Source organism: Erwinia aphidicola, from assembly GCF_014773485.1.
GTDB classification, from domain to species: Bacteria; Pseudomonadota; Gammaproteobacteria; order Enterobacterales; family Enterobacteriaceae; genus Erwinia; species Erwinia aphidicola.
On sequence record NZ_JACXBP010000009.1, the window covers coordinates 198554 to 222096 of the forward strand.

The window sequence follows — 23543 nt, forward strand, 5'->3', positions numbered from 1 at the left end:
TTAAGGTTGGCTGAACAGCGTGCCAAAACGTTGCAGGACTCCAGCACGGTCGGCGTTGCCGCCGCGCTGCGCGGGCAGGATTTTCAGGTCGCTGAGCAGCGGACGCTTAGCGCCAACGTCCGATCGCGCCGGCATCAGCCAGGCATCCGCCACCTTCTGCTGGCCTTCTGGCGACAGCACGTAGTCGATAAAGGCTTTGGCATCGGCCGCGTGCTGGCTGCTTTTCAGGATCATCATCGGGCGCGGGGCCACCACGGTGCCGCTGGCCGGGAAGATCACTTTAATCGCTTCACCGTCCTGAATGCTGTTATAGGAGACGTAATCCACCGCGCCGAACACTGCCGCTTTCGCACCCTGTAGCACCGGGGTCAGCGCCTGGGCGTTGGGCCCGGCAATGACCATACTGTTGGCTTTAAGCTGGCTGAACAGATCCCAGGCTTTGTCGCCCATGCTGTTTTGCAGGCCGATAAGCAGGTCGAGGGAGGCCCCTGACAGTGACGGATCTGGGGTGGTGACGCGCTCTTTAAAGGCGGGGCGGGTGAGATCCTGCCACTCTTTCGGCTCCGGGGTGCCGCTTTTGGTATTCCAGACGATGCCGAGCGCCGAGATCCCCTGCGCCACATAGCTGCCGGATTTAAATGCCGCTGGCACCTTCTCTGCGTTGGCGCTCTGATACGGCAGCAGCCAGTCGCGCTGCTGCAGCTCTTCGGCGGTATCCCACGAGGCGGAGATCAGAATGTCGGCCTGTGGGTTAGCCTGTTCGGCTTCCAGCCGTGCCATGACTTTACCTGTGGTGGCCTGGAAAATATTCACCTTCACCCCGGTCTGCTTTTCATACCCGGCGGCGAGGCTTTTCGCCAGTGAGCCCGGCCCGGCGGTATACACCGTCAGGGCGTTAGCATCGGTGATCATCATGCCAGAAGTCAGCATCATCGCGAAAAGTGCTCCTGTTTTCTTCAGTTTAAACAATGTCATGCAAGTTCCCCAGAGAGTGACGTAACGGTTTGAATGGCTGAAACGCTGCCCGCTGACAGCCAGACGATGCGGTCGGCAAGCATCTCTGCCTCGCCGCGATCGTGGGTGACGTACACGGCGGTGGTGCCGAGCTGGCGCAGCAGGCTGGCCATCTCCAGGCACAGCGACTCGCGCAGGTCACGGTCGAGGTTAGAGAGCGGCTCGTCGAACAGCAGAATTTTTGGCTCGGCGATAATCGCCCGCGCCAGCGCCACGCGCTGCTGCTGCCCGCCGGACAGGTCAGAGGGTTTACGCCGGGCGAAGTCCGCCAGGCCAACGCGCTGCAGCGCCGCCAGCACGCGCGCTTCACGTTCACGGGGGGGAACCTTGCGCATCAGCAGCGGAAACGCGACGTTATGCGCCACGCTCATATGCGGCCACAGGGCGTAATCCTGAAAAACCATGCCGATATCGCGCTGTTCGGGAGGCGTACTGAGCCGGGCACTGGCAATCAGGCGCTCGCCAAAATGCAGCGTGCCCTGCTGAGGCTGTAGCAGCCCGGCCAGCAGTTTCAGAAGGGTACTTTTGCCGCAGCCCGAGGGGCCGAGCAGGGCAACAATGCTGCCTGCTTCAATCCGCAGATCGTACTGGTTGAGCACCGTGTGCGCCCCGAAGGCATAGCCAATGCCTTCCAGCGTGACGGAAGTGGGGGAACGTGACATTTTCTATCCTCTTTGGGACTTTGCGGGCGAGTATAGGGCGGCTATATGACGGATTTATGGCGGGTGATGAGGGGAATTCTCATCTTTGATAAAAACGTCCAGGGCTTTTAGTGGTTCAGGTATGATGGTATTTCATCCATTTTTACCCTGCGAGCAGTGATTTTCATGTCTGAGCAGCCAGCCGAGGCCCCGGCATTAAGTGGCTTTCGTTTAAATCTGCGCATTATTTCCGTCGTGATGTTCAACTTTGCCAGCTATATGACCATCGGCCTGCCGCTGGCGGTGCTGCCGGGTTATGTCCACGATGTGATGGGCTACAGCGCCTTCTGGGCCGGGCTGGTGATCAGCCTGCAATATTTCGCCACCCTGCTGAGCCGCCCACATGCCGGACGCTACGCCGATCTGTGGGGGCCAAAGAAGGTGGTGATCCTCGGCCTTTGCGGCTGCCTGATCAGCGGGCTGTGCTACCTGCTGGCGGCGCTGGGCACGGGGGTTCCGCTGCTTAGCCTGCTGCTGCTGTGCCTGGGGCGCGTAGTGCTTGGCGTGGGCCAAAGTTTTGCCGGCACCGGCTCCACGCTGTGGGGGGTTGGGGTGGTGGGGTCGCTGCACATTGGCCGGGTGATTTCGTGGAACGGGATCTGCACTTACGGCGCGATGGCGCTGGGTGCGCCGCTCGGCGTGGCGATTTACCACTGGGGCGGCCTGCTGCTGCTGGCAGGGATCATTATCGCCATTGCGCTACTGGCGATCTCTCTTGCGCTGCCGCGAGCGAAAGTGAAAAACAGCAAGGGCAAGCATCTGCCGTTTCGCGCAGTACTGGGGCGCATCTGGGGCTTCGGCATGCTGCTGGCGATGGGGTCGGCGGGATTTGGTGTGATCGCCACCTTTATCACCCTGTTTTACCAGGCGAAAGGCTGGGAGGGGGCGGCCTTTGCCCTGACGCTGTTTAGCGCCGCGTTTGTGGGTACCCGCCTGCTGTTTCCTGATGCGATTACCCGCCACGGCGGGCTGAACGTGGCGCTGGTGTGCTTCGCGGTGGAGGCGCTCGGGCTGTTTATGGTGTGGGGCGCGTGGGAGCCGTGGCTGGCGAAGGTCGGTGCGCTGCTGACCGGGGCAGGCTTCTCGCTGGTGTTCCCGGCGATTGGCGTGGTGGCGGTGAAGGTGGTGCCGCCGCAGAATCAGGGTAGCGCGCTGGCAACCTATACGGCGTTTATGGACCTGGCGCTCGGCATTACCGGGCCGCTGGCCGGGTTGATTATGAGCTGGTACGGGGTGCCGGTAATTTATCTGCTGAGCGGGTTGCTGGTGTGCGTAGCGATGGTGGCGACGATAAGGTTGAAGGCTTCGATGTCGCGTTAGCGGGCGGACCAGAACAGCGGCCCGCCCTGGATGACCCGTAGGGGCCGATCTTTTTTCCGATCGGCCCGGGCGATCATTAATCCTGCAGTAACGCAATGCTCTGGCGGATCTCGCGCTCAATGTCCGCCGCGCTCCAGCTGTCCATCACCGAGGCAAACGGCTCGAAGGCGTAAACCCCCTGGTAACCCAGCGCTTCCAGGCGCTGCACCTGCCACGCGCTTTTCAGCAGGTCGTCTTCACTCAGCATCAGGCGCTCTTCATCGGTCAGCTCATTCACCGGGCGGCCATCAATCACTCCGGAGAGGTGCACCAGGCCAATCTGCGACACAGCAATACCGGCGGCGAAATCCTGCTCCGCACCCTCAAACAGATGGTGATGGAAGGTATCCAGCACGATTTTAAACGGCACCTCGGCCTGTTGGATCAGGCTAATAGCCTGGCCGGCAGAGCGCAGTGAACTGACCGGGAACCCCAGCGGCTCAACCAGGCCATTGACGCCGTAGCGTGCAAACAGCGGCGCCAGCTCGCGCAGCGCGGCTGCGGTATCCTCGGCCGAAATTCGCGTCCCGTCGTTGAGCGGGCACATTACCAGCGCTTTAGCACCAATCCCGCTGGCATCTTTCAGCAGCGATTCCGCCCGCGTCAGCAGGTCAGCGCTGATTTGGTTAAACGGATACAGCGCGTTGATGGTGACGATCTCTATGCCATATTTTTCGGCCAGGTCGCGCACCTGCTGATGTCTCATATTGTCGGTAACGCTGCCGCCCTTCATATCATTGCGCAGCTCAACCTTATGCAGGCCGAGTTTTTGCACCAGCTGGAAAAACGCTTCAATGCTGAGCGCGGGGGCGATTTTACGGTTAATGCAAAAGCGGGTTGGATCAATAGCCATGAGATGGCTCCTGTTAAGTAGGGCGTATTCAAAAGGTTACCGCGCCAGCGCTATTGTCATGCCGGAGCCAGTCGCAGGTGCTGCATGGCCTACAAGAGAACATTTATTTCATGTTTAGTTAATAATGAAATTTAAATTTTTAGATCCGTCTCGCAAAATTTCAATAATAGCGGTGTTCAGCAGCCTGTAACCCAGGGGAGTGCAGCTGTTTTAGCGCACAATTATCCCGGGCTAACCGGGCGGTTCGAAAAACGGCGGTTCCGCACCGGGCGTGCGCTGCGGCGTTTTTTACTCAGGGCAATGAAGTGGGCGATCGATGCACATCGGTTGGGCGTAAAAAATGCGATCCAGGCCGCTAAAAACGAATTTTCTAAAGTGAAATATTTGAAAAATTTATTTCAATATTATACTGTCTCAACACGAATCAGGGTTTTGCCCGGCGCGGCAGCGGAAAGACGTCAGACTGCCAGCAAGGGAACTTACTTCATCAAAGAGGCCAGCACATGACTATCGTAGGAAACTTTATTGGCGGTAAAACTTCTCTGAGCGCCAGCAATGAAACTATCCCGATTTACGACCCCGCCACCGGCAAAGCGGTGCGTGAACTGACGCAGAGCACCAGCGACGAAGTGGCGCATGCCATTGCTGTTGCTCATGAAGCGTTCGATAGCTGGTCCCGCACTTCACCGCTGCGTCGTGCCCGCGTGATGTTTAACTTCAAAGCCCTGATGGAACAGCACCGCGATGAGCTGGCCGAGCTGATTGTCAGCGAGCTCGGCAAAGTGTGGTCAGATGCGCTGGGTGAACTGACCCGTGGCCTGGAAGTGGTGGAGTTTGCCTGCGGCATCCCGCACCTGATCAAAGGTGAGAACTCGGCGGATGTGGCGAGTGGCGTTGACAGCTACTCGCTGATGCAGCCGCTCGGCGTGGTCGCGGGCATCACTCCGTTCAACTTCCCGGCGATGGTGCCGCTGTGGATGTTCCCCATTGCGCTGGCGTGCGGTAACACCTTTGTGCTGAAGCCACCGGCCCTTGACCCGTCTGCCTCTGTGCGTATGGCGGAGCTGCTGACTGAAGCCGGTCTGCCGGACGGCGTGTTTAACGTGGTACACAGTTCAAATGAAAACGCCGAGCAGCTGTATAAAGATCCGCGCGTGCAGGCGGTAAGCTTCGTCGGCTCTTCCGGCGTGGCCGAGCATATTTACACCACCGCCAGTGCCCACGGCAAGCGCGTGCAGGCATTTGGTGCGGCGAAGAACCACGCTATCGTGATGCCGGATGCCGACCTCGATGCCACCGTAAACGCCATTATGGGCGGCGCGTTCGGCTCTGCCGGTGAGCGCTGCATGGCGCTGCCGGTGGTGGTGGCCGTGGGTGATGACACCGCCGACAAGCTGATTGCGGCATTGACGCCGCTGGTCAAAGCCCTGCGCGTTGGCCCTGGCATTCACAAAGGTAAAGATGAGAATGAAATGGGGCCGGTGGTTTCCGCTGCGCACCAGAAAAAAGTGCTGGGCTACATCGACAAAGGCGTGGCGGAAGGCGCGAAGCTGGTGGTTGATGGCCGCGGTATCCAGGTGGAAGGCAACCCGGAAGGCTACTACGTTGGCGGTACGCTGTTCGATAACGTCACCAATGAGATGGTGATCTGGCGTGAAGAGATCTTCGGGCCAGTGCTAAGCATTATGCGCGCGCCAGACTACAAAACCGCGCTGGATCTGGTTAACAGCCATGAGTTCGGCAACGGCAGCGCTATCTTTACCAGCAATGGCCACACCGGCCGCGACTTTGTGCGTGAAGTACAGGCGGGGATGGTTGGCGTTAACGTGCCGGTGCCGGTGCCGATGGCGTTCCACAGCTTCGGCGGCTGGAAGCGTTCGGTGTTTGGTGCGCTGAACGTACACGGGCCGGACGGCGTGCGCTTCTACACCCGTATGAAAACCGCCACCGTGCGCTGGCCGAGCGGCCAGAAAACCGTGTCTGAATTCAGTATGCCGACTCTGGGCTGATAAAACGGGCGAGGCGTGCCTCGCCCCTACGCTTGCCCACAGAACAAGGAGACAGAATGTCATTGCTATCCAAAGTAAAACAGCCGGATGCGCAGGGCCGTATCCAGCACGTTACCCCGGAAAGTGCAGGCTGGCGCTATGTCGGTTTCGACGCTTATCAGTTGAAAAAAGGACAGATGCTGACGCTTGAGAGCGGCAGTAAAGAGCTGTGCCTGGTGCTGGTTGCCGGGCTGGCTTCGGTGAAAACCCGTCATGCGGAGTTCCCGAACATCGGTAAGCGCATGTCGCCGTTTGAACGCACGCCGCCCTATTCGGTTTACGTGCCGCACAACGAGCAGGTTGAAGTTGTAGCAGAGTCCGATCTTGAGCTGGCGGTATGCAGTGCGCCAGCGACGGAAGGCAAGCTGCCAGCCCGCCTGATTGCGCCGCAAGATGTCGGCGTCGAGCAGCGCGGCAAGGGCAATAACAAGCGCCTGGTGCACAATATTCTGCCGGACGATAAGCCTGCCGACAGTCTGCTGGTGGTGGAGGTATATACCGACGAGGGTAACACCAGCTCTTACCCAAGCCATAAGCATGACCAGGAAGATTCACCGGATGAAACCTACCTGGAAGAGACCTATTACCACCGCTTTAACCCGGATCGCGGCTTCGCGATGCAGCGTGTTTATACCGACGACCGTTCGCTGGACGTCTGTATGGCGCCGTACAATCATGACGTCGTTACCGTGCCGCGCGGCTATCACCCGATGTCGACCGTTGCCGGGTACGACAACTACTACCTCAATGTGATGGCCGGGCCGGTGCGCCTGTGGAAATTTACCTGGGAGAAAGACCACGCCTGGGTGAACAGCGACGACTATCCGCGTAAAAAATAACCGGTTGGGATGATTGACTGCGGGCTGAGCGAAAAAGAGGGTCAGCCCCTACACCAATTCAGTGAACCTGTGCGGTAGGGGGCGATCTTTTTTCCGGTCGCCCTTTTTTATGGGCGCGGTTTATTCGGGTCGGCGTTGGTCAGCGCCAGTGATACCGCCAGCGTCTGCGCCAGGCAGAGTGAAGCGACCTGGGAACGGAAGCCATCCACCTGCGCTTCACGCACGACAAAGCAGACGTCGCTAAACGCCGCCAGCGGACTGACCTGACTGTCGGTGATCGCAATCTGATGTGCACCGCGTTTGGCACCCAGCTCCACCAGCTCCACCGCTTCACGCGCATACGGCGAGTAGCTGATGGCGATCACCACATCTTTCGGATTGACCATGCTCAGCTGTTCGGCAAACATCCCGCCGAGGCCGTCAATCAGGAAGGCGCGGCGCTCAAGGTGGCGCAGCGCGTAGGTCAGATAAGAGGCGACGCTAAAGGAGCGGCGCAGGCCAATCACGTAGATGTTATCGGCCTCGTCCAGCAGCTTCACGGCTTTATCCAGCTGTTCCGGATTAACCTGCATCGCCAGCTGCTGCAGCGCCTGCGAATTGACCATGGTGAAGACGTTCAGGATTTCTGCCGGGCTTTCCGGCGCGCCCTGCGCCTCATCGGTAGCGGTCTGGCGGAACAGACGTGCTCGCTCGGTATAGTTAACGGTCTCTTCCATCAGGTGCTGACGAAACACCTGCTTCATTTCATTGAAACCACTAAAACCAAAGGCGTTAGAGAAGCGGATCAGGGTGGAAGGCGGCACGTCGGCCTGCTGGGCGATAGAGGCAACGGTATCAAAGGCGATGCTGTTGCTGTTATCCAGAATATAGCGAGCCACCTGCTTCAGGCGTTTACTCAGGGTGTCGTAACGGCGACGGATATCGTCCTGTAACAGGGAAAGCTGGGTGGGATTGTTATTCATTGCTCGGCTCGCTAAGGAAAATGTTGTTCTTCTGTGCGTTATTCTACCAGATGAACAAAAAATTTCACTTTATAGTCAAAGCAGCGGCTTTTATTTCATCAGGGTTGGGAATTGGTTCACAAAATCGCAAGCTATGGGACTTCTGCGATATATAAATTCTAAACGACCAAAAAAGGGCGACCGTGTCGGATCGCCCTCTGTGTGATGCCGCGCGGCTTACTGCGCCGGGCGCGCTTCCCGCCAGTAGCCAATCAGCGTCAGATAATTACTTTTCACTTTCTCAATCAGCGCAGCGTTATCCAGCTCGCCCTGCAGCCACTGGCGTGACGGCTGGCCGAAGATGGTGCGGCCGACGGCGAAACCCTTCACCCACGGCGATTTCGCGGCGGCGGCGAATCCGGCTTTCAACTCGGCCTCCGGCGCGTCCAGACCCAGCAGCAGGATGCCGCGGCAGTGAGCATCGTGCTGCTCAATCAGTTTGCCGATCGCCTGCCAGGAGTCATGGGACAGCGGCGGCAGCTTCCACCAGTCCGGCTGGATCCCTAAGCTGTAGAAGTGGCTGAGAATATCCTGATAGTGCTTCTCATCTTTATCCGGGTTGCTGTCGGGCAGGATCACTTCCAGCAGTAGCTCGTGGCCAGATTTGTTACAGCCGTTCCACACGTCAAGGATCAGCTCATCCTGCTGCTGGCGCATTTCGGCGCTGTCATGCGGATGGTAAAAGGTCAGGCACTTGACCACGTGCTCCTGCGGCCAGTCGACCAGCTGCGAGCCGATGTTGCCATGCTCCAGGCGCAGCGGGCGCGAGCCTGGCAGCTCGATCGGGCGCCCAATCCACCAGCCCTTGCCGGTGATTGCGTTCAGGGCCGGCTGGCCATAGGTGGTGTCGGCCAGAATCCCGCTGCGGCCATCGTCAAGGCCCGCCTCTTTCGCCGCTTGCTGTGCACCCTGCAGCAGCAGCAGCTTGAGCTCGGGGATGCGTGAATCATCCACTCCCGCCTCACTGGCCATATCGGCCAGCTGCTTGCGGTGGTCGAAGGCGAAGACGTTCAGCTCCTGCCACTGCTGTTTGCGGGTGGTGACGCGGTGCAGGTGGTTGAGACGCGGGTCGAGATCCGGACGGGTGACCTCCTGGTCGCGGCTGAGGAAGTCGTCCAGCTCCTCTTTCGTGGGCATCGCCGGGGCGCAGCCGTGGCGCGAAACCACCAGCGCACCGCAGGCATTGGCATAGCGGCAGGCCTGTTCCCAGCTTTCATCGTTCAGCCAGCCGCGCAGCAGGCCGGACATAAAGGCATCACCCGCGCCGAGCACATTAAGCACTTCCACGCGCACGCCGGTGTGCAGTTTAGTCTGCTGCCAGCTGTCCGGGATTTCGCCTTCAAATACCACACAGCCCAGCGGGCCGCGTTTGCACACCAGCGTCGCTTTGGTTGCTTTGCGCACGTTTTTTAGCGCGGTCAGGCTGTCGGTGCTGCCGCCCGCGATGTGGAACTCCTCTTCGGTGCCCACCACCAGATCAAAGTAGTGCAGCACTTCCTGTAACTGCTGGGTGACGCGTTCGGATTCGACAAAGCGGGTTTCGCCATCGCCCAGCGAGGTCAGGCCCCATAATACCGGGCGGTAGTCGATGTCGAGCGCGGTGCGCAGGCCATTTTTACGCGCAATTTCCAGCGCTTTCAGCACGGCGGCGCGGGTATCGGGATGTGACAGATGCGTCCCGGTCACGGCCACGGCGCGGGCAGAGGCGATGTAATCTTCCTGAATATCGTCCGGCACCAGGCCCATATCAGCGCAGTTGTCGCGGTAGAACACCAGCGGGAAGGTTTCCTGATCTTTGATCCCTAAGATCACCAGCCCGGTCAGGCGGGTTTTATCGGTAATCAGGCTCTGGGTATCACAGCCGACGCGCTGCAGCTCTTCACGCAGGAAGCGGCCCATATGTTCGTCGCCCACGCGGGCCAGCATCGCTGATTTCAGACCCTGAATCGCCGTGCCGTAAGCCACATTGCCGGAGGAACCGCCAAGATACTTGGCAAAGGTGGTTTCATCTTCAAGGCGCGCACCGATCTGCTGGCCATAAAGGTCGACGGCGATGCGTCCGATACAAATCACATCAAGCCGCTTCTGTTGTGTAGTCATACCTGTTTTTTCCTCTTTAGCTGACCCTGTTGAGCTTCTCCAGCAGATCAGTGGCTTGAATGCCCGATCGATTCCGGATCTTACATGAGCAAAGTATGAGGAATAAAAATTTCAAATTCAATATGAAATGAAATTATTACCCCAAAAGTGTGAGGTGGTTAAAACTCTTGTATCGCTGATTTCACCGTGCGGCTGGCAGGGAGTATTCCGCGCTATGACAGAGATGTGAGCAGCCTCGCAACTTTGTCCTGACCGATCGGCGAACATATTGAAGTGAAACGGTTTTTCTCATTTATGACTGAAGATCCTGTTATCGTTTCATTTACTCTCTGGCGATCCCCCCTTGCATCCCCGTTTCACCGCAGAATTTGATCTCTCTCGCAAAATGAAATGTTTCTTCTGTAATTGTGTTTGGTGAAAAAAATATTTGTTTATAATCGTCCCACGTTTCACTTACAGCTGTCGCCGTTTTGCGCATAAGGCGACCATAAATGCGAACCCCGGCCGACCTAAAGATGCGGCCGTCGAACCACAAAGGAAGAGCAAATGGGCAAGACGAGATTAACCACGGCACAGGCTCTGGTCAGATTCCTGGATAATCAGTATCTGTCGGTAGACGGCGTTGAAACCAAGTTTGTGAAGGGCATTTTCGCTATCTTTGGTCACGGCAACGTGCTGGGCTTAGGCCAGGCGCTGGAGCAGGACAGCGGTGACCTTGTGGTGCATCAGGGCCGAAACGAGCAGGGTATGGCGCATGCGGCTATCGGTTTTGCCAAGCAGAAACTGCGCCGCGAAATCATCGCCTGTACCTCTTCCGTTGGCCCGGGCGCGGCCAACATGGTCACCGCAGCGGCCACCGCCACCGCTAACCGCATTCCGCTGCTGCTGCTGCCGGGCGACGTGTTCGCCACGCGCCAGCCGGACCCGGTGCTGCAACAGATTGAGCAGAGCCACGACCTCAGCATCAGCACCAACGATGCCTTCCGCGCCGTGAGTAAATACTGGGACCGCGTCAGCCGCCCTGAGCAGCTGATGACCGCCTGCATTAACGCCATGCGCGTGCTGACTGACCCGGCGGAAACCGGCGCGGTGACGATATCACTGCCGCAGGACGTGCAGGGTGAAGCCTATGATTTCCCTGATTACTTCTTCCAGAAGCGCGTACATCGCCTGGAGCGCCGCCTGCCGACCGAAGGCCAGCTGGCCGATGCGTTAGCGCTGATTGCCGGTAAGAAGAAGCCGATGATTGTCTGCGGCGGTGGGGTGAAATACTCCGGCGCGGGCGAGGCGCTGGTGGCGTTCGCCGAGCGCTACAATATTCCATTTGCCGAAACTCAGGCCGGGAAAGGCACCGTGGTTTCCGACCACCCGCTGAATGTGGGCGGCGTGGGTGAAACCGGCTGCCTGGCGGCCAACCTGCTGGCGAAAGAGGCCGATCTGGTGATAGGTATCGGGACGCGTTACACCGACTTTACCACCGCCTCGAAATGGATTTTCCAGAACCCCGACGTCAACTACATCAACATTAACGTCAGTAATTTTGACGCCTATAAGCTCGATGCCGTTCAGGTGGTGGCCGATGCCCGGGAAGCGCTGATCGCGCTGAAGAGCCGCCTGGCGACGACCGGCTTCAGCAGCGGCTGGGGTGAAAAAGTGTCCCAGGCGCAGAGCAAACTGCTGAAAGAGACCCAGCGCGTTTACTCCTCCGTTTACAGCGGTGCCGACTACGTGCCGGAGATCGATGACCATATGGACCGTGACGCGGTGTGGGCCGAGTTTAACCGCCTGACCGGTTCTTACCTGACTCAGAGCAGCGTGCTGGGCACGCTCAATGAGCATCTCCCAAAGGATGCAGTGATTGTCGCGGCTGCAGGCAGCCTGCCGGGCGACCTGCAGCGCATGTGGCGCAACAAAGATTACAACAGCTATCACGTCGAGTATGGCTACTCCTGCATGGGCTACGAGGTCAACGCTTCACTGGGCGTAAAGCTGGCTGAGCCACATCGCGAGGTTTACACCTTCGTCGGCGACGGCTCATTTATGATGCTGCACTCCGAGCTGGTGACCTCGATCCAGGAGCGCGCCAAGATCAACGTGATCCTGTTCGACAACATGACCAACGGCTGCATCAACAACCTGCAGATGGAGCACGGCATGGACAGCTTTACCACCGAGTTCCGCTTTCGTAATGGCGAAGGGGGCAAGCTGGACGGTGGCTTTGTGCCGGTCGACTTCGCGGCGATTGCGGCCGGTTACGGCTGTAAGACCTATCGTGTGACCACGCTGGAGCAGCTGGAAGCGGCGCTGGCGGATGCGCAGAAGCAGACGGTATCCACCCTGATCGACATTAAAGTGCTGCCGAAAACCATGATCCACAAATACTTCAGCTGGTGGCGCGTAGGCGGCGCCCAGGTATCCAACTCAGAGCGCGTAGACGCCGTGGCCCGCATGCTGAACCAACATATCGACCAGGCTCGGGAATACTAATTTTACTTTTTGCTGTGCTTTTACCTTGCGGGCGTTAACGCGCCCGCTCTATACCCAAAATAATTCGAGTTGCAGCCAACGCACATGCAGCTTGAAGTATGACGGGGATAAACCCTACAAGTAAGGACCTGTTATGACATTGAAATTAGGTGTAATCGGAACGGGCGCCATTGGCCAGGAACACATTCGCCGCTGTAGCAAAGTGCTGCAGGGTGCCCAGGTGGTGGCCGTTTCTGATATCAACGTTGACGGTGCGAAAGCCGCTCTGACGCGCATCGGTATTGAAGCCGAGGTGTTTGCTAACGGTCACGACGTGGTGAACTCCCCGAACGTGGATGCGCTGCTGGTGACCTCCTGGGACCCCACGCACGAAGAGTTTACCCTGGCCGCGATTGCAGCCGGTAAGCCGGTGTTCTGCGAGAAGCCGCTGGCAATGAGCGCTGAGGGTTGCCGCCGTATCGTCGATGCCGAAATCAAATTTGGTAAGCGCCTGGTGCAGGTAGGCTTTATGCGCCCGTACGACAGCGGCTATCGTGCGCTGAAAAAGGTGATTCAGCAGGGGGAGATCGGCGAGCCGCTGATGCTGCACTGCGCACACCGCAACCCGACCGTGCCGGAAAACTACACCACCGATATGGCGATCACCAACACGCTGATCCACGAGCTGGACGTGCTGCGCTGGCTGACCGAAGACGATTACAAATCGGTGCAGGTGGTGTTCCCGCGCTCCACGTCAAAAACCCACGGCAAGCTGCGCGACCCGCAGGTAGTGCTGTTTGAAACCCGTAAAGGTATCCGCATTGACGTGGAGATCTTCGTTAACTGCGCTTACGGCTACGACATCCAGTGTGAAGTGGTGGGGGAAGAGGGGATCGCTAAGCTGCCTGAGCCATCCGCCGTGCAGATGCGCAAAAGTGCCAATCTCTCAACCGCGATCCTGACCGACTGGAAAGACCGCTTTATCGATGCCTATGACGTTGAGCTGCAGGCATTTATTAATGATGCCACTGCGGGCAAGCTGACCGGGCCATCCGCCTGGGACGGCTATGCCGCTTCCGTGGCTGCCGATGCCTGCCTGAAGGCGCAGGAAAGCGGCGCGATTGAGGCGGTGGAACTGCCGCAGCGCCCCTCTTTTTATCTTTAATGGCTGCGCCTTACCCCGCCGATTGCGGCGGGGGAACATCGTTAAACAGCGTACTGATTTAGCACGGAGAGTCTGATGAAAATTGCCTTTGATGTGGATGTCATTCGAGATTTAGGCATCACAAAAATGGTTCACCAGGTGGCTGACTGGGGCTATCAATATATTGAACAGTCCCCGCATCCGCAGATCAACCCGTTCTATAAGCATCCAAAAGCCAGCCGCGAAATCATTACCGAGTACAAAAACGCGCTGCGCGAGACCGGGTTAGAAATCTCCTCGTACATCGTGGTGTATCGCTGGTCCGGCCCGGACGAAGCGCGGCGTCAGGCCGCCGTACGCAACTGGAAGCGGATGATTGAAATTGCGGTGGAAACCGGCGTGCAGGTGATCAACACCGAGCTGTCGGGAACCCCGAACGAACCTGAAATTTGTGAAGAGATGTTCTATCGCTCGATGGAAGAAATTCTGCCGATCGTCGAACGTGAAGGCATCCGCATCGAAATCCAGTCGCACCCGTGGGATTTTTGCGAAGAGAACAACGAAACCGCCGATCTGGTGAAATCGTTTCGCAGTGAGAACGTCAAATACCTGTACAGCGTGCCGCACACCTTCTTCTACGACAAAGGAAAAGGCGACGTGAAGAGCATGCTGGAGTACGCAGGCGGTGACCTGTCGCACGTGCTGATCGCTGACACCATGAACCACACCAAACACTGCCGCTATATTGTGAACCCGCCTGGCGTTGACGCCACGATTCACCAGCACGTGGGCGTGGGCGAAGGGGAAGTGGACTTCCCGACGCTGTTCCAGACGCTGCGCGATATGGACTTTGCTAACCGCACTTATAAAGTCGGTGGCGAGTCGATTATTGCCTCTTCCCTGTTTGGTTACCCGGAAAAAATGCCTGTTCAGGCGGTCGCCACGCGCGAGCTTATCGAGCGTGAACTGCTGAGCAAATGAACCAGGCGGCTGCGGCCGTCTTTTGAGGTATTAACATGCAAATGAATAAAGAGAACGTGAAGCTGGCGATCGCCCCGATTGGCTGGACCAACGATGATATGCCGGAGCTGGGTAGCGAGAACACCTTCCAGCAGATCGTCAGTGAAATGGCGCTGGCAGGCTTTACCGGCAGCGAAGTGGGCAGCAAATATCCGCGCGATCCGGCGGTGCTGAAGCCGATGCTGGATATTCGCGGCGTGCAGATTGTTAACGCCTGGTTCAGTACCTTTTTTGCCAACGGTGACAAAGCGAAAACCATTGATGAGTTCATCAACCACCGCGATTTCCTGCACGCAATGGGCGCCAGGGTGATCGGTTGTTCAGAGCAGAGCCTGAGCATTCAGGGCACCACTAAAGCGGTGCTGGAAGAGAAGCCGCTGTTTAGCGACGAGCAGTGGCGCCTGACCGCAGAAGGTTATAACGAACTGGCTAAGCTGGCGGCGGAGAAAGGCATGACGGTTGGCCTGCATCATCATATGGGCACCGGCATCCAGACCACGGCAGAAATTGATCGCTTTATGGCGGCAACCAATGATGACGTCTATCTGCTGTTTGACACCGGCCATGCGTACTACTCGGAAGGCAGCCAGCAGGCGATGCTGGATATCCTGACGAAATATCTGCCGCGCATTAACCATGTGCATCTGAAAGACGTGCGTGATGAGGTGGTGGCGCAGGTGAAGAGCCAGAAGCTGTCGTTTTTGGATGGCGTGAAGAAAGGCACCTTTACCGTACCGGGTGATGGCGTCATTGATTTTAAACCGGTGTTTAAAATCCTCGACGATTTCGGCTACAAAGGCTGGATGGTGGTGGAAGCAGAGCAGGACCCGGCGCTGGCGAACCCGTTTGAATATGCAGTGAAAGCGCGCAAATATATCCGCGAAAATACCGGTTTGTAAAATTAACCCCGGTAATCTGTAGGGGCCGACCGCTTTTCTGGTCGACCTTTAGCGGGCTGACCGTAAAAGAGGGTCAGCCCCTATAGAACATTATCTATTTCAACGTAATGGTATTGATAATGCTTTCCGCTTCGGTCTGCGCCTGCTGCTGATTATCCGCAGGCAGGGTGATTTGCAGCGTCAACAGTTTGCCATCAACTTTGCCCAGCACCACGGAAGACCATGAAGACTGGTTGTTGGCAGAGATTACGGTATCCAGCTGCTGTAGCGGCTGACCCTTGACGGTGATCGCTTTGTTAGTCACCACCTGCAGTTGGGCATCGCGGTTGCGCTGCTGCGCTTCCAGGCGGCCTGCCAGCACGTCCAACCCTTCATTGGTGCTCTCACCATCAATCACAATAATCGCTCTCTGGCCGGATTCATCGGCGTAGACGTGCATATTATTGGCCTGAGTGCCGAGCTTGCCGCTCTTATCTGACATGCCCGGCGGCAGGGTAAAGCTCAGCTTACCGTCCATCAGAGTGACGTTCTGGGTAGACTGGCTGCTGCTGGTGCCATTGTCATCGGCAGCGTCTTTGTCTTTTTTGCCATCGCAGGCGGCCAGGCCAGCCACCAGAACTGCTATTCCGGCATATTTTAGTAAGTTACGCATCAGGGTCCCTTTTCTACAGTAGTCGCGTCTTTATCAGGCACTTATACAAGCGTATTCAGCGGCTAAAAGCAACTTAACAACTATTGCAGATCGCGTCCTAACCAAAGTTTACATGGGTACGCGCGGGCGTCCTGGCCAGACGCTTGAGCGCGGTGTTAAGCAGCACCCCGTAGGCAGGCAGGAAGAACACCATGCAGATCAGCACTTTGAAGCTGTAATCCACCAGTGCGATCTCCACCCAGTGCGTGGCCATAAACGGGTCCGGGCTTTTATAGAAGGCGATAAAGAAGAATGCCAGCGTGTCGCTGATATTGCCGAGGAACATCGCGGCCGCCGGGGCCATCCACCATGCTGCTTTCTGGCGCAGGCGGTTAAAGACGTGCACGTCTAAGATCTGGCCCAGCGCGTAAGCCATAAAGCTGGCGCAGGCGATGCGGGCAACAAACAGGTTCATCTGAGACAGCGCGGCTAAGCCCTGCCATTCGCCCTGATAGAACAGTGCGGAGATAACGTAAGAGATCGCCAGCGCTGGGATCATCACCGCCAGAATAATGCGGCGTGCCAGCGGAGCGCCAAAAATACGCACTGTCAGGTCGGTAGCGAGGAAGATAAACGGGAAGCTGAAGGCACCCCAGGTGGTGTGCAGGCCAAAAATGGCCACCGGCAGCTGGACCAGGTAGTTACTGGAGGTGATCACCAGCAGGTGAAACAGGGAGAGCCAGACCAGCGCGTGGGTGCGCTGACGCGCAGTAAAAGCGATCATCGTTATCAGCCTTTTTATGTAGAAATGGGGTGAGGGAACCCATAAGAATAATTTTAATCGTCGGTACGATTTCGCGGCATCTTACCGTTTTAGCCTGCTATTGCAATGGTTAATTTTAGCGCAAACGTTATCGTTGGATTGATCCCTTGCACGCGGTGCGGCTGGCGCTAAAATAGGCGGCAGTTTGTCATCCCAGATTGAGAATATCATGAGCGACCTCTTCGCTAATCCCGACCAGACCCTTGATGCGCTGGGCCTGCGCTGCCCGGAACCGGTAATGATGGTGCGCAAAACCGTGCGTCATATGCAGGAGGGTGAAACCCTGCTGATCATCGCCGATGACCCGGCCACTAAACGCGATATCCCCGGCTTCTGCCGTTTTATGGAACACACGCTGGTGGCCGAGAACACCGAGGCGATGCCGTATCAGTTTTTGTTGAAGAAAGGGTTATAGCCCGTATAAAACCAGGGTCGGGCATGCCGATCTCCGCAGGGCGCGGGCATGCCCGACCCGTATGCCGATCTCCGCAGGGGGCGACCATTTTCCGCTCTACCCATGGCGGGCAGCCCCTCCAGGATAGTGAAGTTGACAGCCTGTTATTTCTTGCGCAACAGTCGCAATGCGTTAGCGGTTACTAACGCGGTAGCCCCTGAATCTGCCAGAACCGCCAGCCACAGGCCGGTGATCCCCAGCAGCGTGGTCAGCAGAAAAATCCCCTTAAGCCCCAGCGCCAGCGCCACATTCTGGCGGATATTGGCGTGGGTGGCGCGCGACAGGCGGATCATCGCCGCCAGCCCGCTAAGGCGGTTATGGGTCAGCGCCGCGTCGGCGGTCTCCAGCGCCACATCGCTGCCGCTGCCCATCGCAATGCCGATGGTCGCGGCCTTCATCGCTGGCGCATCGTTAATGCCGTCACCGACCATCGCCACCGGCTGCTTAGCGTTCAGCGCGCTGACCGCCGCCACCTTGTCTGCCGGCAGCAGCCCGGCGCGGTAGTCAATCCCCAGCTCGGCGGCAATCGCGGCGGCAGCACGCGGGTTGTCCCCGGTCAGCATCACGCCATTAATCCCCAGCGCTTGCAGCTCTGCCAGCGCGCCCCGGGCATCGGCGCGCAGCGTATCGCGCAGGGCGATAATCCCCAGCAGCTGCGCGGCGTCATGCAGCAGCACCACGGTATTGCCGGCGCTTTCCAGCTCTTCCACCACCTGCTGCTGGGAAGCGAGCAGCGTAGAAGGCAGTTTAGTCGGGGAGCTGATAGAAAGTAAGCGCCCGCTAACTTTTGCCTCCACGCCGCTGCCGGCCAGAGCGCGCTGATCGGTGGCTTCAGGCAATATCAGCGAGCGCCCGGCGGCGGCGGCAACAATCGCCTGCGCCAGCGGGTGCGAAGAACCCTGTTCAATCGCGGCGGCGGTGGCCAGCAGCTGGTCCTCATCACTGCCCGCCAGCGGCAGCAGCGCGGTGACCTGCGGCTTGCCCTCGGTCAGCGTGCCGGTTTTATCAAAAGCGATGGTGCGCACGCTGCCGAGGCTTTCCAGCGCGGCGCCGCCTTTAATCAGCGCACCACGGCGCGCAGCAGCGGCCAGCCCGGAAGTGATCGCGGCGGGGGTGGAGATCACCAGCGCGCAAGGGCAGCCGATCAGCAGCAGGGTCAGCCCTTTATAGATCCACGGCTGCCACGCGGCGGCAAACAGCAGCGGCGGCACGATGGCGACCAGCAGCGCCATCAGCATAATCACCGGGGTGTAGATGCGGCTGAAGCGGTCAAGGAAGCGCTCAATCGGCGCACGGCGCTCTTCGGCCTCTTCAATCAGATGCAGAATGCGGTCAATCGCGCTGTTGCCCGGCTCGGAAACCACCTGCAGCTGCACCAGACGGTCAACGCTCAGGCAACCGGCGCTGATTTTCTCGCCCTGCTGGCGCTCAACCGGGATCGACTCGCCGGTCAGGGCGCTTTCGTCGAAGCTGGCAAAGGGGCTAAGCAGGCTGGCATCGGCGGGCAGGCGCGCTCCGGCGGCCACTTCAATTACATCGCCCGGGCGCAGCGCGCTGACCGCCACGCTGGCGCGCTGGCCGTTGCTGACGCGCAGGGCAACGTCCGGCTTCAGCGCCATCAGCGCCGTGACCCCTTTGCGCGCGCGACCGGCAGCGAAGGATTCCAGCCGCTCGCCGAGCATAAACAGCAGCAGCACCATCGCCGCTTCTGCGGTGGCACCGATAAACAGCGCACCAATAGCGGCCACGCTCATCAGGGTTTCAATCGAGAACGGTGACCCGCTGCGCATCAGGCGCAGCGCGCTGCGGGCAATTGGCCAGACGCCCACCAGCGTGGTGGCGATAAAGGCGAGGTTGCCGGCCGGATGGTTGAAGCTGTTAAGCAGCCAGCTGATGGCCATCAGTACGACCAGGGCTATAAGGCTGAGATTCTCCCGCCAGAAGCTGACTTCGGCTTTCGCCGCTGGGGCCGCGTCGCTGCGCTGCAGCTGGAACCCTGCACGTGACACGGCCTGCTCGACATCGCTGCGCCTGTCGTCTGCGCAGTCGACCAGCAGCTTCTCACTGGCGAACACGACGCGTGCCTGGTGAATCCCGGGCAGCTGCCTGACGGCGGTTTCCACTTTACGCGCGCAGCTTGGGCAGTCCATCCCGCTGACCTGCCAGCTGAAACGCGTGCCGGAGCCGGGCCTGTCGCCCTCATCAAGCGGGTCAGCCCCGGTGGGACTGCAGGATGATTCGGCGCAGCAGGGCGCCTCAACGCTGGCCGCGCTGACGGAAGTGATTTTGCTGATAACGGGACGCGGGCGGCTGCTGCATCCGTGTTGTTTGCTGGCGTGGCAGTGACCACAACCGCAAGAAGAGTGCTGGTGCATAACGCCTCCTGACCGGTGACGGCGGGCTTCAGTGCCCGCCAGTCACCCATCTTACACTCTGGAGTCCACTCCAGAGTCAAGCGTCAACTCAGCTTACAGCCACAGGGAGCGCACGATCATAAAGTGACCGGCAAAGTAGCAGGCGGCAATAATCGCCCGGTCGGCGTTAAAGCGGCGACGGTAGTGGCTGATTAACCAGACAATATTGGCTAATAGCAGCAATCCGGCACCGGCGACCAGGGTAAAGCTGTAGTCGGTCGGGCGGAAGAAATATTGCTCTGCGGCCAGCCACACCATCAGTATCGTCATGCCGATAAAGGTGCAGATTGGCCAGCGCAGCTCCTCCAGCCTGCTCCATACGGTGGCGATCAGCGCCGCACCGATAATCAGCAAAGTGAGCGGGATCGGCCAGAAGAAGCTCAGCGTCATCTGGCTGGCGAAGCACAGGGTATACAGCAGGTGCGAGAGGAAAAATGCGCCAATGGCGTACAGCATGCGCTTATTGGGCAGCAGCGTCAGGGCATCCCCAACCAGCGTTGCCAGCAGGCCAAACAGGATCAGATAGTCCGTGGTTTTCAGTACCGGCGCCTGCCACGCCCATGCCAGCAGCAGCAGCAGGGTAACGGGCTTAAACACCCAGCGCTGCCACTGCGGGCCGCGGTAAGAGGCGTCGACATACAGCCAGCCGGAAAAAAGAACCGCAAGGAAAGACCAAATCATATTGTTATCCTTAGATTAAAAACTCCACAACTGACAATCAGTTTAGGTTAAGCGGGCGCGATGTGACAATGAGAGGGCTCCGGTTGTATGCTTAGCCGCACTGCTGACTTTGCCTCCAGGAGGAGGAAGAAACATGAAGCCACCTCTCATCTTTTTTATCGTGCTGGCCATTATTGCCATCTTAGCCACGCGTCAGTTTATCAAACAGCGGCGTGAAGTCGCGGTTAACGACGCTTCGCCGGTGCGCAGCCTGATTGTGGAAGTGAAAACCAAACGGGAATTTCCGGCGCCGAACCGCCGCTCGCGCCAGCGCGAGAATATTCCGGTGGAGGATATGCGCTACGAGGCGTGGTTTCATCCGCTTAATGGCGCAGGGGATTTCAAGCTGGAGCTGAACCCTGGCGATTATCATCAGATTGATAAGGGCGTGAAGGGAGAGTTGAAGGTCAAAGGCACAAGGTTCGTTTCGTTCAGCACCAACGCCTCTCGCTGATACAGCGTTGAAACTGCGCCGAAAATGCTCATTTACGTTGCGTAAACTCCGCTTTTTCGGCTTGTCTCAGCGTCGTGCGTTGATGCTTTTAAGCCGGGGGCAGCACTTACTGCTTCGGATAATTCTTCTTTTGCCACGCCAGCAGTTCGAACACGCCAAAGAAAAACACTTTGGCCTGGGTTACGCCGCTGAGCTTTTCCGCGCCGGGTGGCTGGGTAGAGCGCATCAGCACCAGCTGTAGCCCGTGCATGATCACCATGAAAAACAGCGCGACGTTGACGAAATACGTCAGCGGTTTGGGAAAAGGGTGAACCAGGTTGAGCAGTAAAAAAGCCCAGACGAACAGCATCAACACGCGGCCAGCATTAATCAACATTTGACGTTTCCTTATCATTAGCGTGGCGAATATACAGGCGGTAAGCCACCTGCCCGGCAATTTTTTCCCGGTGCAGCTGCCAGTTTACCGGCACTGGCGGCAGGCCGTGTTCCACTTCGCTCTCAACATACACCAGCGCATCATCGCTCAGCCAGCCGTTGCTTTCCAGCAGCGTGCTGGTCTGCTCCAGTAATCCCTTGCGAAACGGCGGGTCGATAAACACCAGCTGATGTGGCTCCCCTTTCTGAGCAAGGAACTGCAACGTGTTAGTGTTCACGACGCGCGCGTTCTTTGCCCCCAGCGTAGCGAGATTTTTTTCCAGCTGCTGCGCCACCGGGCGCTCCAGCTCCAGCAGGGTGGCGCTGCCTGCATGACGCGACAGCGCTTCCAGCCCGAGAGCACCGCTTCCGGCGAAGCAGTCGAGGCACTTGGCCTGCTGAATATCGGCCGCCAGCCAGTTAAACAGGGTTTCGCGCACGCGGTCGGTGGTCGGGCGCAGCCCTTCGCTGTCCGGGACCGGCAGCTTACGGCCGCGCCAAAGGCCGCCAATGATACGTATTTGCCCGGCTGCGCCGCTGCGGGGTTTCTTTGTCATCTCACTGAACTCTTAATAATTTGTTGCACAGTTTAACGGGCTAACCGGGCGGAGGAAACGTAAAAAGGGTGCTGTGATGCTCTCTGCAGAAAGTGTTAGACTAAGGGATTAATTATCAGTCTCTTTATACACCAGAATGGTTTTCCCCACGAGGAGTGTGGTTGCAACATGGCAAAGAATAAAAAACGTGGCTTTTTTTCCTGGCTGGGCCTGGGGCGTGACGAGAAAGCGCCTGAGGAAGAGGTAAAAGAAACGTTAGAACAGCAGCCCTCTGCCGATACCCCCGTTGCTGAAGACACACCGGCTGCTGAAGCAACCCCTGCCTCTGACGCGCCATCAACATCGCTAGCCGAGCCGGAACCTGCCCCTGAAAAAGTGGCAGAAGAGATTGTGGCGGTCACGCAGAGCGTGGCGGAACAGCAGGCGGAAGAAGCGCGTGTGGTTGCAGCACCGGTAGCGGCTGAACCTGAGCCTGTCGTGGTGACCCCAGAACCCGAGGTGATTACCGCTGTAGAAGAAGAGATCCTGCCGGAAGAGATTGCCGCTGAAGAAGAAGAGGTGATTGACGACGCGTCGCTTGAAGCCGCCGCGCTGGCAGCGGAGCCGGTTGACGCAGCGCTGGCCGCCGAAATCATCGAAGAGAGCGCTGAAGAGCCTGAAGAAGCTGAAGTGGTTGCAGCGGCGGTGGTCGAGCAGGAGCGCCCAGGTAAAGAGGGCTTCTTTGCCCGCCTGAAGCGCAGCCTGGTGAAGACTCGTCAAAACCTCGGTTCCGGCTTTATCAGCCTGTTCCGCGGTAAGAAAATTGACGACGACCTGTTTGAAGAGCTGGAAGAGCAGCTGCTGATTGCCGACGTCGGGATGGAAACCACCCGCCGTATTATCAGCAACCTCACCGCTCAGGCCAGCCGCAAAGAGCTGCGCGATGCCGAAGCGCTGTACGGCCTGCTGAAAACCGATATGGCCGCCATCCTCTCTAAAGTGGAACAGCCACTGGATGTGAGCGGTAAAACCCCGTTTGTTATCCTGATGGTTGGCGTGAACGGCGTGGGCAAAACCACCACCATCGGCAAGCTGGCGCGTCAGTTCCAGGCCGAAGGGAAGTCGGTGATGCTGGCGGCGGGCGATACTTTCCGCGCCGCAGCGGTTGAACAGCTGCAGGTGTGGGGCCAGCGCAACAATATTCCGGTGGTCGCGCAGCATACCGGTGCGGATTCCGCGTCGGTGATTTTTGATGCCATCCAGGCGGCTAAAGCGCGCCACGTTGACGTGCTGATCGCCGATACCGCCGGGCGTCTGCAAAATAAATCACACCTGATGGAAGAGCTGAAAAAAATCACCCGCGTGATGAAGAAGCTCGACGACCAGGCGCCGCACGAGGTGATGCTGACGATTGATGCCAGCACCGGCCAGAATGCTATCAGCCAGACTAAACTGTTCCACGAGGCCGTGGGCCTGACCGGGATCACCCTTACCAAGCTGGACGGTACGGCGAAAGGTGGCGTGATCTTCTCGGTGGCGGACCAGTTCAACATTCCTATTCGCTATATCGGCGTTGGCGAAGGTATTGAAGATTTGCGATCGTTTAAGGCTGACGATTTTATTGAGGCACTTTTTGCCCGAGAGGACTAATTA

21 protein-coding genes are annotated in these 23543 nt (G+C 58.2%); 10 read left to right on the forward strand and 11 right to left on the reverse strand.

What is annotated here, in order from left to right:
- Together ID864_RS19365 and ID864_RS19370 are read right to left on the reverse strand one after the other, a co-directional pair.
- Positions 1-975 (reverse strand): ABC transporter substrate-binding protein, encoded by a 975-nt coding sequence (locus ID864_RS19365; RefSeq protein WP_396018892.1) that lies wholly within the window; start codon positions 973-975, stop codon positions 1-3.
- Positions 972-1676, reverse strand: a complete 705-nt coding sequence (locus ID864_RS19370) for an ABC transporter ATP-binding protein (RefSeq protein WP_048918490.1) — start codon at positions 1674-1676, stop codon at positions 972-974. The genes ID864_RS19365 and ID864_RS19370 overlap by 4 nt, the downstream gene beginning before the upstream one ends.
- A 165-nt stretch (positions 1677-1841) precedes the next feature.
- Between ID864_RS19370 and ID864_RS19375 the strand changes: the two genes are divergently transcribed.
- Positions 1842-3035: an MFS transporter gene (locus ID864_RS19375; RefSeq protein WP_191150238.1), complete on the forward strand. Its 1194-nt coding sequence runs from the start codon at positions 1842-1844 to the stop codon at positions 3033-3035.
- A gap of 76 nt (positions 3036-3111) precedes the next feature.
- Here the strand turns inward: ID864_RS19375 and ID864_RS19380 are convergent, their stop codons facing one another.
- A complete protein-coding gene (locus ID864_RS19380; protein WP_191150239.1) occupies positions 3112-3927 on the reverse strand; it encodes a TIM barrel protein in 816 nt (271 codons plus the stop codon).
- Positions 3928-4430: 503 nt separating this feature from the next.
- On the opposite strand from ID864_RS19380, the gene ID864_RS19385 reads away from it, so the two are divergent.
- Positions 4431-5936 (forward strand): CoA-acylating methylmalonate-semialdehyde dehydrogenase, encoded by a 1506-nt coding sequence (locus ID864_RS19385; protein ID WP_191150240.1) that lies wholly within the window; start codon positions 4431-4433, stop codon positions 5934-5936.
- A 56-nt stretch (positions 5937-5992) separates the two neighbouring features.
- Positions 5993-6814 (forward strand): 5-deoxy-glucuronate isomerase, encoded by an 822-nt coding sequence (gene iolB, locus ID864_RS19390; protein ID WP_191150241.1) that lies wholly within the window; start codon positions 5993-5995, stop codon positions 6812-6814.
- Between the two features lie 107 nt (positions 6815-6921).
- Here iolB and ID864_RS19395 read toward each other — a convergent pair whose 3' ends face one another.
- Both ID864_RS19395 and ID864_RS19400 read right to left on the reverse strand, forming a co-directional pair.
- Complete coding sequence (locus ID864_RS19395; protein WP_048917756.1) at positions 6922-7776, reverse strand: MurR/RpiR family transcriptional regulator; 855 nt, start codon at positions 7774-7776, stop codon at positions 6922-6924.
- 216 nt (positions 7777-7992) lie between these two features.
- On the reverse strand, positions 7993-9915 hold the full coding sequence (locus ID864_RS19400; protein ID WP_191150242.1) for a bifunctional 5-dehydro-2-deoxygluconokinase/5-dehydro-2-deoxyphosphogluconate aldolase: 1923 nt from the start codon (positions 9913-9915) through the stop codon (positions 7993-7995).
- Positions 9916-10461: 546 nt separating this feature from the next.
- On the opposite strand from ID864_RS19400, the gene iolD reads away from it, so the two are divergent.
- The 4 genes from iolD (at position 10462) to iolE (ending at position 15444) form a co-directional block, all read left to right on the forward strand.
- Positions 10462-12402 carry a 3D-(3,5/4)-trihydroxycyclohexane-1,2-dione acylhydrolase (decyclizing) gene (iolD, locus tag ID864_RS19405; RefSeq protein WP_048917754.1) on the forward strand — a complete coding sequence of 647 codons (1941 nt, stop codon included), beginning with the start codon at positions 10462-10464 and terminating at the stop codon, positions 12400-12402.
- Between the two features lie 133 nt (positions 12403-12535).
- Positions 12536-13546, forward strand: a complete 1011-nt coding sequence (locus ID864_RS19410; protein ID WP_048917753.1) for a Gfo/Idh/MocA family protein — start codon at positions 12536-12538, stop codon at positions 13544-13546.
- A gap of 75 nt (positions 13547-13621) precedes the next feature.
- Entirely contained in the window at positions 13622-14506 is an 885-nt protein-coding gene (locus tag ID864_RS19415; protein WP_048917752.1) for a sugar phosphate isomerase/epimerase family protein, read from the forward strand.
- 41 nt (positions 14507-14547) lie between these two features.
- A complete protein-coding gene (gene iolE / locus ID864_RS19420; protein WP_048917751.1) occupies positions 14548-15444 on the forward strand; it encodes a myo-inosose-2 dehydratase in 897 nt (298 codons plus the stop codon).
- A gap of 94 nt (positions 15445-15538) precedes the next feature.
- Here the strand turns inward: iolE and ID864_RS19425 are convergent, their stop codons facing one another.
- Both ID864_RS19425 and ID864_RS19430 read right to left on the reverse strand, forming a co-directional pair.
- Positions 15539-16096: a DcrB family lipoprotein gene (locus ID864_RS19425; protein WP_048917750.1), complete on the reverse strand. Its 558-nt coding sequence runs from the start codon at positions 16094-16096 to the stop codon at positions 15539-15541.
- Positions 16097-16193: 97 nt separating this feature from the next.
- Positions 16194-16859, reverse strand: a complete 666-nt coding sequence (locus ID864_RS19430) for a 7-cyano-7-deazaguanine/7-aminomethyl-7-deazaguanine transporter (RefSeq protein ID WP_048917749.1) — start codon at positions 16857-16859, stop codon at positions 16194-16196.
- A gap of 208 nt (positions 16860-17067) precedes the next feature.
- Here ID864_RS19430 and tusA point away from each other — a divergent pair, with 208 nt between their 5' ends.
- Positions 17068-17313 carry a sulfurtransferase TusA gene (gene tusA, locus ID864_RS19435; protein WP_048917748.1) on the forward strand — a complete coding sequence of 82 codons (246 nt, stop codon included), beginning with the start codon at positions 17068-17070 and terminating at the stop codon, positions 17311-17313.
- A 143-nt stretch (positions 17314-17456) separates the two neighbouring features.
- Here tusA and ID864_RS19440 read toward each other — a convergent pair whose 3' ends face one another.
- Both ID864_RS19440 and ID864_RS19445 read right to left on the reverse strand, forming a co-directional pair.
- On the reverse strand, positions 17457-19727 hold the full coding sequence (locus ID864_RS19440) for a zinc/cadmium/mercury/lead-transporting ATPase (RefSeq protein ID WP_191150243.1): 2271 nt from the start codon (positions 19725-19727) through the stop codon (positions 17457-17459).
- Between the two features lie 93 nt (positions 19728-19820).
- A complete protein-coding gene (locus tag ID864_RS19445; RefSeq protein ID WP_048917746.1) occupies positions 19821-20447 on the reverse strand; it encodes a lysoplasmalogenase in 627 nt (208 codons plus the stop codon).
- Positions 20448-20580: 133 nt separating this feature from the next.
- On the opposite strand from ID864_RS19445, the gene ID864_RS19450 reads away from it, so the two are divergent.
- Positions 20581-20940, forward strand: a complete 360-nt coding sequence (locus tag ID864_RS19450; protein WP_048917745.1) for a DUF2500 domain-containing protein — start codon at positions 20581-20583, stop codon at positions 20938-20940.
- A gap of 106 nt (positions 20941-21046) precedes the next feature.
- Here ID864_RS19450 and ID864_RS19455 read toward each other — a convergent pair whose 3' ends face one another.
- Together ID864_RS19455 and rsmD are read right to left on the reverse strand one after the other, a co-directional pair.
- Positions 21047-21316, reverse strand: a complete 270-nt coding sequence (locus ID864_RS19455; protein WP_048917744.1) for a DUF1145 family protein — start codon at positions 21314-21316, stop codon at positions 21047-21049.
- Entirely contained in the window at positions 21306-21911 is a 606-nt protein-coding gene (gene rsmD / locus ID864_RS19460; RefSeq protein ID WP_048917743.1) for a 16S rRNA (guanine(966)-N(2))-methyltransferase, read from the reverse strand. Before rsmD ends, ID864_RS19455 begins: the two co-directional genes overlap by 11 nt.
- Before the next feature lie 168 nt (positions 21912-22079).
- Here rsmD and ftsY point away from each other — a divergent pair, with 168 nt between their 5' ends.
- Entirely contained in the window at positions 22080-23540 is a 1461-nt protein-coding gene (gene ftsY / locus ID864_RS19465; protein ID WP_191150244.1) for a signal recognition particle-docking protein FtsY, read from the forward strand.
- Positions 23541-23543 lie beyond the last annotated feature (3 nt).